Origin of the sequence: Deefgea rivuli DSM 18356 (assembly GCF_000620145.1) — a bacterium.
GTDB classification, from domain to species: domain Bacteria; phylum Pseudomonadota; class Gammaproteobacteria; order Burkholderiales; family Chitinibacteraceae; genus Deefgea; species Deefgea rivuli.
Window position 1 is genome coordinate 1 of the sequence record NZ_JHVM01000019.1, and the last position, 16355, is coordinate 16355.

10 protein-coding genes are annotated in these 16355 nt (G+C 51.1%); 4 read left to right on the top strand and 6 right to left on the bottom strand.

Features of this window, described 5'->3' with window-relative positions:
- Window positions 1-2522 (bottom strand): retention module-containing protein (locus Q320_RS0109100; RefSeq protein ID WP_027468745.1); only part of this gene is annotated, 2522 nt, incomplete at its 3' end.
- Window positions 2523-2746: 224 nt separating this feature from the next.
- On the opposite strand from Q320_RS0109100, the gene Q320_RS20780 reads away from it, so the two are divergent.
- The 3 genes from Q320_RS20780 (at window position 2747) to Q320_RS0109115 (ending at window position 6286) form a co-directional block, all read left to right on the top strand.
- On the top strand, window positions 2747-3412 hold the full coding sequence (locus Q320_RS20780; protein ID WP_211251210.1) for a helix-turn-helix transcriptional regulator: 666 nt from the start codon (window positions 2747-2749) through the stop codon (window positions 3410-3412).
- Between the two features lie 176 nt (window positions 3413-3588).
- On the top strand, window positions 3589-4293 hold the full coding sequence (locus tag Q320_RS0109110; protein WP_027468746.1) for a transglutaminase-like cysteine peptidase: 705 nt from the start codon (window positions 3589-3591) through the stop codon (window positions 4291-4293).
- 22 nt (window positions 4294-4315) lie between these two features.
- Window positions 4316-6286, top strand: coding sequence for an EAL domain-containing protein (locus tag Q320_RS0109115; protein WP_084282519.1), 1971 nt, complete (start codon window positions 4316-4318; stop codon window positions 6284-6286).
- A gap of 167 nt (window positions 6287-6453) precedes the next feature.
- On the opposite strand, the gene Q320_RS19235 is transcribed toward Q320_RS0109115, so the two are convergent.
- Window positions 6454-8352 (bottom strand): putative bifunctional diguanylate cyclase/phosphodiesterase, encoded by a 1899-nt coding sequence (locus Q320_RS19235; RefSeq protein WP_084282521.1) that lies wholly within the window; start codon window positions 8350-8352, stop codon window positions 6454-6456.
- Between the two features lie 227 nt (window positions 8353-8579).
- On the bottom strand, window positions 8580-9047 hold the full coding sequence (locus Q320_RS0109130) for a NanQ anomerase/TabA/YiaL family protein (RefSeq protein ID WP_027468748.1): 468 nt from the start codon (window positions 9045-9047) through the stop codon (window positions 8580-8582).
- A 107-nt stretch (window positions 9048-9154) separates the two neighbouring features.
- Here Q320_RS0109130 and Q320_RS0109135 point away from each other — a divergent pair, with 107 nt between their 5' ends.
- Window positions 9155-9607 (top strand): GNAT family N-acetyltransferase, encoded by a 453-nt coding sequence (locus Q320_RS0109135; RefSeq protein WP_051534627.1) that lies wholly within the window; start codon window positions 9155-9157, stop codon window positions 9605-9607.
- Between the two features lie 47 nt (window positions 9608-9654).
- Here the strand turns inward: Q320_RS0109135 and Q320_RS0109140 are convergent, their stop codons facing one another.
- The 3 genes from Q320_RS0109140 to Q320_RS0109150 all read right to left on the bottom strand — a co-directional run bounded on the left by Q320_RS0109140 (window position 9655) and on the right by Q320_RS0109150 (window position 16038).
- A complete protein-coding gene (locus Q320_RS0109140) occupies window positions 9655-12546 on the bottom strand; it encodes a valine--tRNA ligase (protein WP_027468750.1) in 2892 nt (963 codons plus the stop codon).
- Between the two features lie 127 nt (window positions 12547-12673).
- On the bottom strand, window positions 12674-13366 hold the full coding sequence (gene kdpE, locus Q320_RS0109145) for a two-component system response regulator KdpE (RefSeq protein ID WP_027468751.1): 693 nt from the start codon (window positions 13364-13366) through the stop codon (window positions 12674-12676).
- The gene (locus tag Q320_RS0109150; RefSeq protein ID WP_027468752.1) at window positions 13363-16038 is read right to left on the bottom strand and encodes a DUF4118 domain-containing protein; all 2676 of its coding nucleotides are present in this window, start codon (window positions 16036-16038) and stop codon (window positions 13363-13365) included. The genes kdpE and Q320_RS0109150 overlap by 4 nt, the downstream gene beginning before the upstream one ends.
- Between the last annotated feature and the right edge of the window lie 317 nt (window positions 16039-16355).

Consider the following 16355-nt stretch of genomic DNA (forward strand, 5'->3'; position numbering starts at 1 on the left):
AGATTTTCAGAATCGTCCAGATCGCCATCGGTGACGGTGTAGGTGAAGGTGTCAGTCAGCGGTGCACTGTCATCATCGAGCGCATTCACCGCGCCATTGTTGTAGTTCAGGGTATAGCTGTACGAGCCATCGGCATGAATGGTCAGCGTGCCATACTCCCCGGCAATGGCGGTGTCGCCCACTGCCGCGACTGCCACAGAACCACCGACGGTGGATTGAATGTTTTTAACGCTGAGCGGATCGCCATCGACATCGACGTCGGCTTTATCACTGAAGTTACCAAAGACACCGTTGTGGGCTTGGTCGAGTAGCACATTGCCGCTAGCCGTTGGGGCGGTCTCGCTCTCATCCAGCGCCACGACATCTTGTACCCAATTGGTGTCAGGCGTGCCTTGGGCGCCATTATTCGCAACCGGACCATCGTTGCTACCAAAGATGCTGATCACCAGATTTTCAGAATCGTCCAGATCGCCATCGGTGACGGTATAGGTGAAGGTGTCAGTCAGCGGCGTGCTGTCATCATCGAGCGCATTCACAGCGGTATTATTGTAGTTGAGGGTATAGCTGTACGAGCCATCTGCATGAATGGTGAGCGTGCCATACTCCCCGGCAATGGCGGTGTCGCCCACTGCCGCGACCACCACAGAACCACCAACGGTGGATTGAATATTTTTAACGCTAAGCGGATCGCCATCGACATCGACGTCGGCTTTATCACTGAAGTTACCAAAGACACCGTTATGCGCTTGGTCGAGTAGCACATTGCCGCTAGCCGCTGGGGCGGTCTCGCTCTCATCCAGCGCCACGACATCCTGTACCCAATTGGTATCAGGCGTGCCTTGGGCGTCATTATTCGCGACCGGACCATCGTTAGTACCGAAGATGCTGATCACTAGATTTTCAGAATCGTCTAGATCGCCATCGGTGACGGTGTAGGTGAAGGTGTCAGTCAGCGGCGCACTGTCATCATCGAGCGCATTCACCGCGCCATTGTTGTAGTTGAGGGTATAGCTGTACGAGCCATCGGCATGAATGGTGAGCGTGCCATACTCCCCTGCAATGGTAGTGTCGCCTACAGCAGCGACTACGACAGAACCACCGACGGTGGATTGAATGTTTTTAACGCTGAGTGGATCGCCATCGACATCGGTATCGGCCAGATCACTAAAGCTGCCGGATGGTGCGCCGGTAGTATGGTCGATTGTCAGCAATACATTGCCGCTGGTGCTTGGTGCGACGTTTTGGATAGAGTCTTCTTGCTCATTGAAATTTTCGCTAACGTCTTGCACCCAGTTGCTGTCATTAACACCATTGGCGGCATTGGCCAGTGGTGCATCATTGACTGGTGTAACGCTGATTGTCAGCGTCGAACCATCGCTCAGCTCGCCGTCGCTGACGACATAGTTGACGACAGGGACACTGCCGTTGAAGTTGCTGACGGGGGTGAAGCTATAGCTACCGTCGCTGGCGATGCTCAGCGTGCCGATGCCGATGATCGCGATGCTGCCCCCTGCGGCGCTGGTTTCTGTTCCCCAGCTAAAACTAGTGACGCTGGCAGGGGCGGGCGTATCGTTGGGGTTGACGGTATTGGCCAATACATTGCCAGTGAGTGGATTAACGGGGTCTTCGGCGAGGCTCACTACTTCGTTGCCATCGCTTAAAAAATTGGCGAGTACGACTTGAGGCGGGATTACGCCAATGGTGACGGTGGCCGTTGCGGTGCCGCCGCGCCCATCGCTCACGGTATAGGTAAATGTATCGCTACCGCTATAGTTGGTATTCGGGGTGTAAGTAATTGAGCCATCGGCGTTTAAAACGGCGGTGCCATTAGTTGCTGCACCGACCCCGATAATGGTTAAGGGGTCGCCATTTGGGTCTGTGTCGTTGACTAGCAAGCGGTCTGTCGTGATTTCTAAGACGCTATTGGCTTGGACGGTGAGGCCATCATCGGCCGCATCGGCGGTGTTGATCGTGCCGTCTGGATTGATTGCACTACTGGTATCGGCCAGTGCATTGGGTGGCAAATTAGCGGAGTTGGGGTCGACATTCACATTCAGTCCGCTCACCGAGATCCCTTCGGTGGGAAAGCCCGTTTCAATATCAACGCGGGAGGAGGGCGTGTCGAGTACCACGACGCTGTGCCCAGCATCTTCATCCCCCCCAGCGCCAGCCGCAGAGGCCGCTGCGACTTGGGTTGGATCAGCCCCTTGGGCGATTAATTCTTGAATTTTTGCGGCATCATCGGCGGCACTGGCGGCGGGTTTTAGTATATTAGCGAGTAATTCAGCAGTCATCGTGAGTGAGTCTGAATGGCCTAAACTCATTTGCCCAGCGCCTTCAAAAGCAATCGCTACTGCGCCATTCGCGCCGGTTTGGATCGTGTCGCCGATATTGATTTTGTCGCCGACTTGCAGTACCCGCGTTTCACCGCTGGCTGTGGTGACTTTGACTTCGCCGATCACTTGGGTCACGGTGCCTTTGCTGCTGGCGGTGCTTACTGGGGTATTGATTTGCTTGGCCATGATAGTTCTCACTTTGCATTGAGTGGCCTAACTTGCCGCTTGTTGGCTTTGTGCAAGGGATAGACCTAGACTGATTAAGTTAGATAGAGATCAAAATGCTGACCCATAGCTTCAGCAGTCATTTTATGACAGGGAGCTAAAATAGAAATCGTACTCAAGCACTAAGGCTAAACCCGTACATTGTCGGCCTCGCCTCGCTTCAGTACGATCTGTGGCTCATCTTCTTGTCATTTCTGATCCAGAACTTGAATGAGGTCAATGTGTCTGCGCCACATTATGTGATTTCAAATCGCCATGAGTTTCAAGTCGCTTGGGGGAGCTTGCTTACTGCTAAAGGCGCAGTGCAGCAGCATTTAGATGCCTTGGTGTTGATGGATTGTCTGGCGGCGCCGCCTTTATCTTGCGTATTGGATATGCACGTTTTTGCAACGATACCGCCCCCGAGTGCCTTAATGGGGCTCGCTAAACTCACGCCTTTGCTACTGGTTTTTGAGCAACTCTCCGTTGATGAAGAACTGTCTTGGTTGGCGATTGGCGTGCGTGCGTGTTGTACACCCGATTTATCGCAAGAGCGCCTGGCGGTGATTATTGATGTCACGCATCGTGGCGGAATTTGGGTATCGAATGCCGCTTTACCCTTGTTGTTAAAGGGTTTACAGCATTACACCGCACACCACACGGAACAAAATACGCCGCCTAATTTAGCGCTACTCACGCCGCAAGAGCGCAAAATCGCAGATCTGGTGGGGCGGGGCGATTCGAATAAATTGATTGCGCGCGAACTGAATATTTCGGATCGAACGGTGAAAACGCATCTGGGCGCAATATTTTCAAAACTACAGGTAGCCGATCGGGTGCATTTGGCTTTATTGCTCAATCAATCACATTAGTGTTATGGGTATATTGATTTGGTCTTTATCTGAAATGGCCTAACTTAATATACCCACTATATTGATTCTGTACTATTTGCCTGTGCCGCTGAGCGTGGCAAACACATGGGTTTTCCTTGTGGTTTTGGTGATTGCCGCGCATACCGATGTATATGTGCTTTTTTAGGGCTTGTTTCGTGCGAGGCTCGGCTGATTTTTCCGCTCAGTTTTCCTGTCGACGCTGGATTCTCAGCTTCTCTGCGCTGCTGCCCGTTATTTTATTTTTGCCGCAAGGCTTGGGCGAAGATCCATTTAAATTTAGTAGTGCCACCTTAGAAAAAGCCGAAAGTAAATACGGTGCCGACACGCGCAAACGCCTCGAAAGTTGGCAGGCTTTGCTCGCCAGTGATAAAAAAGGCGACGATCTAAGCAAGATCAAGCTGGTGAATGACTATTTTAATGAGCGGATTATGTTCGTCTCCGACGCCCAAAACTGGGGTGTCGAGGATTACTGGGCAACGCCAGTCGAGATGCTGGTGAAAGGGCGCGGCGACTGTGAAGACTTTGCGATCGCCAAGTATTTCTCTTTGCAGGCCTTGGGCGTGCCTGAAAGTAAAATGCGGATTACCTATGTTCAAGCGGCTGGGTATGGCCCGACTAATCTGGCGCATATGGTTTTAACCTATTACTCGACACCTGCTGCCGTGCCCTTGGTACTAGATAATTTAATTCCCGAAATCCGCCCCGCATCGAAGCGTCCCGATTTAACGCCGGTATATGGTTTTAACGGGCAAGGGCTGTGGCTGGCCAGAGATCGTACCAGCGGGAATGCCGCGCCGCGTAAAAACAATATTAGCTATTGGGATAAATTAATGTCACGCCGTGGGCGCGAGCTAGATTAATGCTGCAACGACTGAGGAGACGATGATGACGCTGCTCAAACAGTTGATTCTAATGATTGTTTTGTTATTTACCTTGCTGTTTTGCGGTACGGTCTACCTGAGCGTACAAAATTCGCGGGCGTTTTTGACCGAGCAATTGACGACCATCTCGCAAGACACTGCCACGTCGCTCGGCATGCAATTGTCGCCGCTGATTTTGGATAAAAATAATCAAGTTATTGTGCAAAGTATGCTTGATGCTGTGTTTGATAGCGGCTACTACCGCAAGATTCGGATTGTCGATGTGGAAGGCAAACTCGTCATCGAGCGCACCGCGCCACCGCATGTGAATCAAGTGCCCGATTGGTTTATTCGCTTGTTTCATATCGAAACGCCAACGGGTGAAGCGCTGATGACCAGTGGTTGGCAACAGGCCGGCACAATTACAATCGCCGCCAATCCGGGGATTGCCTATGCGTCTTTGTGGGCGAGCAGTATGAATGCGCTGTATTGGTTTTTGGGTGCCTCGCTTTTCACGCTGTGCATTGGCGTGGTGATTTTGCATTTTGTACTGCGACCGCTCAAAGCCGTCGAGCAGCAGGCGATGGCGATTTGCAACCGTGAATATCCCGAGCAAAGCGAAATACCGTGGACTTTAGATTTGCGTAGCGTCGTTCAAGCGATGAATCGGATGACGCAAAAAGTGAAAGAAATGTTTGCTGAGCAAGCGGCGAGTATCGAGCGAATGCGCGCCGAAGCATATTTGGATACGCTGACGGGCTTGGCCAATCGGCGTTATTTTGATCTGCATGTGAAACAGTTGCTAGAGGCCGACGAGCCGCTGGTCCACGGTGCGCTGCTGTTTTTTGAAATTAGCCACTTAAAAGAAATCAACGATCAAAAAGGCTTTCGCGTCGTCGATCATCTACTGATCGAAAGCGGACAAATTATTAAAACGCTGGTTGCCGAAAGTGGCAATCCCGAAGCATTTGCAGCGCGCATGAGTGGCAATACTTTTGCCGCTTTTTTTGCTGGGATTGATCAAGACAAAGCGCGGCAATTGGCGAGCCATTTATCGCATAATCTGACGGGCTTGCATGAGCGCGGTATGACGCCGTTTAGTGATGTGGGGCATATTGGCGGAGCGATGTATCACGGCCAGCGGCTAAATAATTGGTTGTCCGAAGTCGATCTGGCGCTGCGTACTGCGCAAAGTGAAGGCCCCAATACGATGCATTTCTTTACGCCGCAAGAAGCCAGCGGCATGGGGGCATGGAGTGCTTCAGATTGGAAGGGTATTTTGCTGGAGGCATTAAATTCACATAGGGTAGAGCTATATACCCAAGTGCTTAATTCGGTAGAGGATCAGCTCATCCATCGTGAGGTTTTCCTGCGTTTACGGGATGAATTGGGCGAGCAAATTCCGGCGGGTTTATTTGTACCGATGGCGAAACGACATGGCTTGATTCAAGAATTTGATCGGATTGTGATTGAGCTGTGCTGGCAGGAAGTACTGAAAGATCCCTCGCTCAAACTGGCGATTAATCTATTTCCCGCATCGATTTCTCAGCCGAATTTTGTGAACTGGCTGATGGCTTTACTGGGTGAAAAACCAGAACTCGCATCGCAGTTGAGCTTTGAATTGCCAGAGCAAGAAGCGTTGATTCAGCTGGATGATTTGCGCGCTTTTATCGCGCAAGTGGGCACGCTGGGGGTTGAAGTCGGGCTGGATAATTTCGGTCGAGGCTTTGGTTCTTTCACTTATTTAAGTACGCTGAAAGTGCATTACTTAAAAGTGGATGGCTCATTCAGTAAAGACATTGAGCAAAACAGAGAAAATCAGTTCTTTGTGGATGCGATTGTAAAGATCGCACACGGGCTAGATTTGCAGGTGTATGCCAAATCAGTTGAAACACCGGCCGAGCAAGCGATGCTGATGTCATTGCGCGTCGACGGCGCGCAGGGCTACGGGATTGGCGGAACTGAGTTATGGCAAAAAGCGCGTAGTTTGTAATACGCGGTTTTGTCGTCGTTGGGTATGTCAATCCGTGTTTGAGCTGATTTTGTGGCTGCCGTGCGATGGCAGTTTGCACTGCGGCTGCAAAACTCCGTGCCGCAGGCTGATGATCAACACCAGTAGCTTGCCCAAATCAAACCTAAAGCACACTCAATCTGATTACCCTATGCCTCCGCCAGCTTTTGCCGATGCGCTAATACAAAGGCTTTAAATTCATCCGCAGGTAATGCTGGCGACCAATGGTAGCCCTGACCTTGCTTGCAACCCAGCTCGATTAAGCGCTGCAAGGTGGCGGCATTTTCAATGCCCTCGGCAATCAGCGCCAGTTGCAGGCTATCGGCTACTTGGATAATGGCGCTAACAATCGCTGCATCATGGGGGTCTTCGGTGAGGCGGCGAATAAAGGATTGATCAATTTTTAGGCGCTCGACTTCAAAATGCTTCAGGTAGCTGAGGTTGGAATAGCCGGTACCAAAATCGTCAATTGAAAAACTAATTCCATGGCCACGCAATTGTTGCAAGGTACTGCGTAGCGCGCTGCTGTCTTCTAATAGTAAAGATTCGGTGAGCTCCAGCTCAACGTACTGCGCGGCCAGCCCAGAGCGCGCCAAAGCTTGCAGGACTAAATTCTCAACATCGCCACGGCGAAACTGGATGGGCGAAATATTAATCCCAATCATCAAATCGCGAATGCCTTCATCTTGCCATTGGCGAGTTTGTTGGCAAGCTTGATGCACAATCCATTCGCCAATTTCAATAATCAGGCCGGCATTTTCTGCGATGGGAATGAATTTTGCAGGTGGAACTAGGCCTAATTCGGGATGCCGCCAACGCACTAGCGCTTCAGCGCCAATTACATCACCCGTTAATAGATCGATTTGTGGTTGGTAGTGCAGCATGAATTCGCCGCGTGCAATCGCATTTCGCATCGAAGACGCCAGCTGCAAATGCTCGACAGCATTGGTATTGATCGCTGCATCGTAAAAAAAGTAGCTATTGCGGCCTGCGGCTTTAGCGCGATACATCGCCATATCGGCTTTTTGTAGCAGCGTATCAAAATCATCTCCATCGAGCGGGCTGAGCGCGATGCCCAACGAGCAGGTCGTTGTGAGTGTGATACTGCCAAAAGTAACGGGTTCGGCCACGGTTGCGATGATGGTGGCGGCGATGTGTTGGGCGGCTTTGGCCGATGCAATATTTTCCAGAATAATCAGAAACTCATCACCGCCTTGTCGCGCCACAGTATCAGAGGCTCGCACGCAGGTTTGTAGGCGGCGCGCCATTTCTGTTAGCAGCGCATCGCCTGCGCTATGTCCGAGTGAATCATTAATAGTTTTGAAATTATCTAAATCAATAAAAATCAGCGCCGCCATGCTGTTTTGGCGCGCAGCATGCGCCAAAGCGTGTTCGCAGCGATCTTTGGCCAGTACGCGATTGGGCAACTGCGTCAGTGCATCGTGATGCGCCAAAAATTCAATGTGGGCTTTGGATTTGAGCGTTTGTAGGTTTTCTTCTTGCAACGTTGCCAAGGCATGCTGCAAGTCCTGAGTGAAAACGTAAATCATCAAGGCGGTGATGAATAAAATACACATTAAATCAATCCAGAAACCGATATCAATCGGCGCCACTCTGGAAGGATGCCAGCCTTGCATATCGCCCAAGCTGAGTAGAGTCAGGCTCAGTAGAATCAGTGCAAAAATGCTCCAAAAGACCCTGCGGGAGCAGGCAATCGCCGCTAGAACAATCAGCGTTGGATAAGCGATCATTGCGGGATCATAAAGTCCGGTGCTGGACCAGTGCACTAGCGTGAGCACGCCGGCGATGGAATAACAGAAAAGGGCACCTGCTCTATCGAGCTGCTGGCGACGGATCAGTGCCAGCGAGATCAGTGCTGGAATCGCCGCGCTGAAAATAATCGCCACGTCGTACCAGCGCTGGAAATACACGTTTTGCAAGCCACTCAACAACATGCCGAAGAGCACCAAATGAATCATTTGTTGCAAGCGGAGTTGTCGACGGTCGAGCTGGTTATCGCTGTGGTAGGTCAAGTCGAAAAATTTCATATGCGACGTAAGATGCCTAATCTAGGGCTTACAAATATAGCGCAAACGAAGCAGCTCGGGCGTGATTTTTTAAGCTGGGAATTGCTGCTATAAAATAGTAGCCGTAAGCATTTAAAACCATCCAGACGTAATCTGAAAAAAATATTTATTTTGGTATATACACACAGGCTTTTATTAATAAAGCTTAGGTGTATATACCTTGCTTAAAATTGCAGAAAAATAGCGCATCAACCGGTGATTAGCGTTTGATCAATTTTTATGACGACTTTACGGATTAGCATCGGCGCATTCAGCGCACGGCAGGGTTTGTGTAATTCGCCAGGGAAAAAGATTGCAAACATGCCCGGCGTTAATACCAGACGCGTTTCATTGGCTTGTGGATGCACAAAAGCAATATCGCGCTCAGTCAATTGATCGGTCACACGCTCTAATTCCAAATTGGCGGGCAAATAGCCAATTACTTCTTCGCCTTCCAGCAAATATTGAATATCAATATAGCGCTGATGAAACTCAGGCATCCCCGTCTCCCACGGCTGCGTCAGCGGGGTTTGTACGATGGCAATCATGTTGTCGCCATCAATCGGATAACGCCCCGGCGCCATTTGGCTGAAATCGGTATGGCGCAAATAGTTGAGCGCAGCGTTGAGTGCGACAGGAAGGGGAAGGTGGGTTTGATCGATGTGGCCGAGGAACATAATGAGATCGTTTCAAAAGCAAACGCCTATTGTAAACTGCGCCTGCGTTTTTTGTAGAAAGCGGTCGCTTGACGATGAAAACTGTAGCTAATCACGAGAGTAGATCAATGATTTTTCGCCCGACCTTAGAACAAGATATTGAAGCATTATTTATACTGCGCGCCGTAACGCGGGAAAACCCAATGTCGATTGAGCAATTGGCTGCATTAGGCATTACGCCTGAAAGTAGTAAGGCGGCTTTAGCGGCTGGCGAGATCGCTGGCTGGGTGTGTTCCGTGCAAGATCAAATCGTTGGGTTTTGTTCGGGGGATTGCGCTAGTGGCGAAGTGCTGGTGTTGGCCGTGTTGCCAGAGTATGAAGGGCAGGGCGTTGGTAAAGGCTTATTGCAGCGCATGGTTGAGCAGCTCGGGCAGCAGCACTCAAGAATTTGGCTCGCCGCCAATCCCGATCCGCAAGGGCGCGCGTATGGTTTTTATCGTCGGCAAGGATTTGTCGCCGCTAGGCATTTTGATGCTGCTGGGGATGAGATTTTGGAATTAGCGCTGACGTCACAGCGCTAAGTAAAAAGGCCACTGATTAATCAGTGGCCTTTTTTGACTCTAATGCTTTATTTCAATTTATCGACTTGCACATTCAAGCTATGCAATTTGTCGTGTAGCTCGATCACTTGTGCTTGATCTTTGGCGACCAAATGCGCTGGCGCTTTGTCGGTGTAACCGGGTTTTTCCAGCTTGGCGACGAGTTTTTCTAAGGCGTCCGCAGTTTTGCCGATTTCCTTATTCAAACGCGCCGTTTCAGCGGCTTTATCGATTTCCACTTTCAGCATCAAGCGCGTCGTGCCAGCGACTGCCACGGGCGCATCGCCTTCGGGCAATTTCTCAACGATATTCACTTCAGACAATTTCGCCAGCGGCAGTAAATACTTGGCGTATTTTTGCAGCTCGCTACTGCCTTCAACAAACATTGGCACTTTCAGCGCAGGGCTTAGGCCCATTTCACCGCGCAAATTACGTGCTGCAAAGGCAATCGCTTTGAGTTCAACCATCGCTGCCATTGCTGCTGGCTTGATTTTGGACTCGTCAGCGATAGGCCATGCCGCCATCATTAGCGATTCAGTGTCTTTTTTGCCGGCGAGTGGGGCAACGGTTTGCCACAGCTCTTCGGTAATAAACGGCATGATAGGGTGAATCAGGCGCAGGATAGTTTCTAGTACGCGAATCAAAGTACGGCGCGCCGCACGTTGTTGTGGCTCGGTGCCGTGCTGAGTTTGCACTTTTGCCAGCTCAATATACCAATCGCAATATTCATTCCACGTGAATTCGTAGATCGCTTGCGCGGCCAAATCGAAACGGAAAGTATCGAGCGCCGTGGTCATGGTTTGTTCGGTTTCTTGCAGGCGACCGATAATCCATTCATCGGCAAAGCTGTATTCCAGCTCTGCACCGTCTTCGAGGCCGCAATCTTTGTCGACGACATTCATCATCACAAAGCGCGTCGCGTTCCAGATTTTATTGCAGAAATTGCGATAACCATCGCAGCGTTTCTGGTCAAAATTGATCGAACGGCCGAGTGACGCGAGCGATGCAAACGTAAAGCGCAATGCATCCACACCATACGCAGGTATCCCTTCTGGGAATTCTTTGGCGGTTTTGGCGGCGACTTTCGGCGCGTTTTCTGGGCGACGTAATCCCGTCGTGCGCTTTTCTAGCAAGGGCTCCAGAGCAATACCGTCGATTAAATCAACTGGGTCGAGCACATTGCCTTCGGATTTGGACATTTTCTGCCCTTCCGCATCGCGCACCAAACCGTGGATATACACGTGTTTGAACGGTACTTTGCCAGTGAAATGCTTGGTCATCATAATCATCCGAGCAACCCAGAAGAAAATAATGTCGTAGCCCGTCACGAGCACCGCAGATGGCAAGAACGCTTTCAAGTCGGGTGTCTCGTTCGGCCAGCCGTGGCTAGAGAATGGAACCAACGCCGAGCTAAACCAAGTATCCAAAACGTCGTTATCGCGCGTTACAGACTTACCGCCAGCCTTCGCAATTGCTTCCGCTTCGGTACGCGCCACATACACTTGGCCGTCTTCATCGTACCAAGCCGGGATTTGATGACCCCACCAGAGTTGGCGAGAAATACACCAATCTTGGATGTTATTGAGCCATGAATTATAAGTATTTACCCAATCATTCGGCACGAACTGCACTTCGCCGCTGTGCACTGCTTCGAGCGCTTTTTCGGTAATGCTTTGGCCCGTTGCATCAGGCTTAGTCATCGCCATAAACCATTGATTCGTCAACATCGGTTCGATAACTACGCCAGTGCGATCACCACGTGGAACCATTAATTTGTGCTTTTTAACTTCCGCTAATAAGCCCGCAGTTTTTAAATCCTCGACAATTTGTTTGCGAGCATCGAAACGATCTACCCCACAATATTCAGCTGGAATAGCGCTGATGATCGTAAGTTGCGATCCTGCAATACCAATCACATTTCCATTTAGGTTCGGAGCATTGTCGTAGCGCTCAGTAACTTCTCTATTTTGTGCAAATTGATTAGTTTCAATTTTTGCATCAAGAGTGAAAATTGAAACGGGTGTAACCCCTTGCAGCGAGCCATCTTTGTGGCGTTGCCAAACGGCATAGTCATTCGCATCATGTGCGGGCGTAACTTTAACGACGCCAGTGCCAAAGTCTTTATCGACATAGTCATCGGCAATGATTGGAATTTCACGATTACACAATGGCAATTTCACCATGTGACCGATTAAATGTTTGTAGCGCTCGTCTTCTGGATTAACCATAACCGCAACGTCGCCAAGCATTGTTTCTGGGCGGGTTGTTGCAACGGTTAAATATTCAAGACCGAGACTTTGATCGACGAGCGGGTAGTGGATATGCCACATAAAGCCATCTTCTTCTTCGGAAATTACTTCCAAATCAGAAACTGCAGTGCCGAGAACTGGATCCCAATTCACTAGGCGTTTACCGCGATAAATTAGGCCTTCATCAAATAGACGTACAAATGCCTCTGTTACGGCGGTCGACATTTTGTCGTCCATCGTGAAATATTCGCGGCTCCAATCGACCGACGAGCCCATGCGGCGCATTTGGCCAGTGATGGTATCCCCGGATTCTTTTTTCCAATCCCAGACTTTTTCAAGGAATTTGGCGCGACCGAGTTCATGGCGGCTAATGCCTTGCGCATCCAGCTGGCGTTCAACGACGATTTGCGTCGCGATACCGGCGTGATCCGTTCCCGGTACCCAGACTGTATTGTCGCCGCGCATGCGGTGGTAACGCGCTAAACCATCGTTAATCGTTTGATTAAACGCATGGCCCATATGCAGCGTGCCAGTGACGTTCGGCGGTGGTAGTAGGGTACAAAATGCCTCGCGTGCGAGGTCCATATTCGGTTGGAAATAGCCTTGGCTTTCCCAAAATGGGTACCAATGCGATTCAATATTCTGTGGCTCGAAGCTCTTGGCGAGTTCCATGGTGCGTGCTCAGTAAAAGCGAAACCGTAGATTATACGTGAGCTGCGAGCAGTTGGGTGCGAGGTGTGCGTGGCTTTGAATAATGATGACAGCTTGATCGCCGACAGCATTTTTTGGGTGCTGCTGATTACGCCAGCAAGCGGTAGCCAACGCCCGTTTCGGTTAGGAAGTGTTGCGGCAGCGCCGGATCGGTTTCAAGTTTTTGTCGTAAATGCCCCATATACACGCGTAAATACTGGCTGGATTCACTGTGGTTTGGGCCCCAGACTTCACGCAATAATTCGCGCTGTGTCATCACTTTGCCCGCGTGGCGAATCAAGGTGGCAAGGAGGCGGTATTCAATTGGTGTTAAATGAACGGCTTGCTCGGCTTTAATGACTTGCCGCTGCACCAGATCAACGCGCACATCACCAAAAGTAAAGGTTTGCTCATTACGCGCACTGTTTCCCGCATGGCGGCGCAATAGTACGCGGATTCGCGCCAAGCATTCGTCAACGCCAAATGGCTTGGTCAAATAGTCATCGGCTCCTGCGTCTAGCGCCGTGACTTTGATGTCTTCTTGCTCTCTGGCCGACAAAACTAAAATCGGCAAATCGCTCCAATCACGCAATTGGCGAATCACTTCAATGCCATCGATGTCGGGTAGGCCTAAATCTAAAATCACTAAATCGGGTTTGCGGCTGGCGACCGCCATTAGCCCGCGTTGGCCGGTTTCGGCTTCATGCACGATCATTCCGGCGTGCTCTAGCGTCGTTTTCAAAAAACGGCGAATCGGCGCTTCGTCTTCAATCAGCACCAGCGTAATGGGGAGTTCGTTCATTCGGTTTCGCAGAGAGTGGGGGGATTGCCTAGCGGCAGCGTAAAGCTAAATTCAGCACCATGCGGATTTAAGTTTCTCGCGGCAATTTTACCGCCATGCGCCGCGACAATCGCACGGCAAATCGCCAAACCCAAGCCCACACCTGGCGTTGAGGTTTCGCTCGTACCGCGCGTAAATTTATCAAACAAACGCTCGGCCGCGCCAACTGGCAGACCTGCGCCATTATCGCTGACGCGGATGAGTACCGTCTCATTGTCGACGCTGGCGGCCAGATTAATTTCGCTGCCCATCGGCGTGTATTTCGCCGCATTTTCGAGCAAATTCACCAATACGCGTTCAATCAAAATCGCATCGTATTCTAAAAGTGGCAAATCGGGCGGCAAATGAACGCGCAAATGATGCTGTGCCAATGCCGTGCCACACGCCCGCGCCGCGCTGCCGACCACTTCTTCGAGCACCTGCCATTCCATTTTCAGCTTCACACCCGATTGCAATTTGGCCATATCGAGCAAATTAATCACCAGACTATTCATCCGCAATACTTCGTGATTGAGCGCGTCCAAAGTACTGTCTTGCTCGGTGGCGTCCAAGCGACCAGACTGCAAGAGGCTCACCATGCCAATCAAACTGGTGAGTGGCGTGCGCAAATCGTGCGAAACGGTAGAGAGCACGCTATTTCTTAGCCGCTCACTTTCCATCGCAACAATCGCGTCTTGCGCCACTTCAACATAATGCACGCGCTCTAAAGACAGCGCGATTTGGCTGGCGCAGGTTTCAAGTAATCGTTGCTGCTCGGGGCTGGCGATCAGCGCATCGTCAGCCGGAATCAGCGCCATCACGCCGCGCAAACGCATCGGCGCTTTTAAGGGCAAATACAGCGCCTTGGAGGCTGGCAAAGTATGCGTACCGCGCCCCGCCATTTCATTGCGATCAAACACCCATTGCGCCAGACCAATATCAAACTCGGCCATTTCACCGGCCGGCTGCAATTGATCATGTGCATCGGGCAATAAAATCAGCAATTGCGAATCAAATAATTCGGCCAAACGCCGCACGCCCATTTCGACGACGCTGGCAGCAGTTAACGCACCCGCCAGTTCGCGGCCTAATTCGTATAACGCCCGCGTACGGCGCTCGCGGTAGGTGGCGACTTGCGCTTCGAAACGCAAACTGGCCGCGAGCTGGCTGATAATCAGCGCCACGCTCAGCATCAGCACAAAGGTAAACACATACTGCGTGTCGGCAACGGTGAGCGAAAATTTGGGATGGACGAAAAAGAAATCAAAAGCAAATACGCTGAGAATAGACGCCAGCACGCCCGGCCCACGGCCATAGCGCATCGCGACCAAGACCACCGTCAGCAAAAACACGATAACGACATTGGCTAAATCAAACACATTGAGTAATGCCGCCGCCAGTAGCGTCGTCAGCGTACACGCGCCAATCGCAATGCCATAGCCGCGCCATTGCGTCGCTTGATCTGCGACGTGAAATAATAAGCTAGGGGTATTCGCTGCTGGCGTGTAGCTTATATCGTGTGCAACAACATACACATCAACATCCTGCGCGCGCTGTGCCAATTGCTCGGATAACGGCGTGCGCCACAAACGTGAAACGCGGCCGCGCAGCGATTTGCCTACGACCAATTTTGATACATTGCGGCTACGGGCATACGCCAGCAAAGTCAGCGGCAAATCCGCGCCCGCCAGTACCGAGGTTTCCGCGCCCAATTCCTGTGCCAAGCGCAAGTTCGCCAGGATGCGCTCCCGATCCACATTGCTTTGCCGTTGCAGCGATGGGGTTTCGACATAGATCGCCAACCAATCGGCGTGCAAATTCACCGCCAAACGCGCTGCGCTGCGGATCAATTTTTCGGCATCAACGCCAGGGCCAACGCAAACCAGCAAGCGTTCACGCGCCTGCCAAACGGGTTGAATCGCTTGGTCAGCGCGATACTCACGCATCTGTGCATCAACGCGATCCGCCGTGCGGCGCAGCGCCAGTTCACGCAGCGCCAGCAAATTACCTTTGCGGAAAAAATGCTGCGCAGCGCGATTAGCCTGCTCGCCGAGATAAACCTTTCCCGCCGCCAAGCGCCCAAGCAGCTCCTCTGGCGGTAAATCGACCAAAGTGACTTCATCGGCCAGATCAAACATTCGATCCGGCACGGTTTCACGCACGATAATGCCGGTAATTTGGCCGACGATGTCGTTGAGGCTTTCTAAATGCTGCACATTCAATGTCGTATAAACATCAATCCCCGCCGCCAGCAGCTCCTCAACGTCTTGCCAGCGTTTGGTATGGCGGCTACCCGCGACATTGGAATGCGCAAATTCATCAATCAGAATCAGCGCGGGCTGGCGCAACAGCGCTTGGTCTAAATCGAACTCGCCCAATGAACGGCCTCGATATTCAATTTGCTTCGCGGGCAGTACTTCCAAGCCATTGAGCTGCGCCTGCGTTTCACTACGCCCATGTGTTTCAACGACGCCAACGACGACTTCAACGCCCTCGCGAATCCGCGCATGCGCCGCCGCCAGCATCGCGTAGGTTTTACCTACGCCTGCGCAAGCACCAAAAAAAATCTTGAGCCGCCCACGCTGCGATTTCTCTTCATCGCGCTGCAACTGCGCAATCAAGGCATCGGGGTCGGGTCTTAGGGTTTCGTTCACTGTTAATGTCCGTCTAAATTCAAATGATTGGATCACGAAAGGCACGAAAAAAGGCCGAAATTAAAATCTAAGAAAACACTGATTTAATTCGTTATCTCCGACTACTTTGCCACACCAAAAACCTTTCAACGCAGAGACGCAGAGAAAAGCAAAAAATCATCAATTCGTCATTCCGGCGAAGGCCGGAATCCAGCTGCAATGCTGGTTTTACCTGAGCTCTGGATACCGGCCTGCGCCGGTATGACGATATAAATGAATAGTTTTGAACTTGTGTAGATACTTATGCTCTGCGTCGAAAAGGTTTTTACTAACGACTG

Bases quoted from the DNA above. Each gene is read 5' to 3' on its own strand.
- Q320_RS0109115 (WP_084282519.1), top strand. From the start codon at position 4,316: ATGATGACGCTGCTCAAACAGTTGATTCTAATGATTGTTTTGTTATTT.
- Q320_RS19235 (WP_084282521.1), bottom strand. From the start codon at position 8,352: ATGAAATTTTTCGACTTGACCTACCACAGCGATAACCAGCTCGACCGT.
- Q320_RS0109130 (WP_027468748.1), bottom strand. From the start codon at position 9,047: ATGTTCCTCGGCCACATCGATCAAACCCACCTTCCCCTTCCTGTCGCA.
- Q320_RS0109135 (WP_051534627.1), top strand. From the start codon at position 9,155: ATGATTTTTCGCCCGACCTTAGAACAAGATATTGAAGCATTATTTATA.
- Q320_RS0109140 (WP_027468750.1), bottom strand. From the start codon at position 12,546: ATGGAACTCGCCAAGAGCTTCGAGCCACAGAATATTGAATCGCATTGG.
- kdpE (WP_027468751.1), bottom strand. From the start codon at position 13,366: ATGAACGAACTCCCCATTACGCTGGTGCTGATTGAAGACGAAGCGCCG.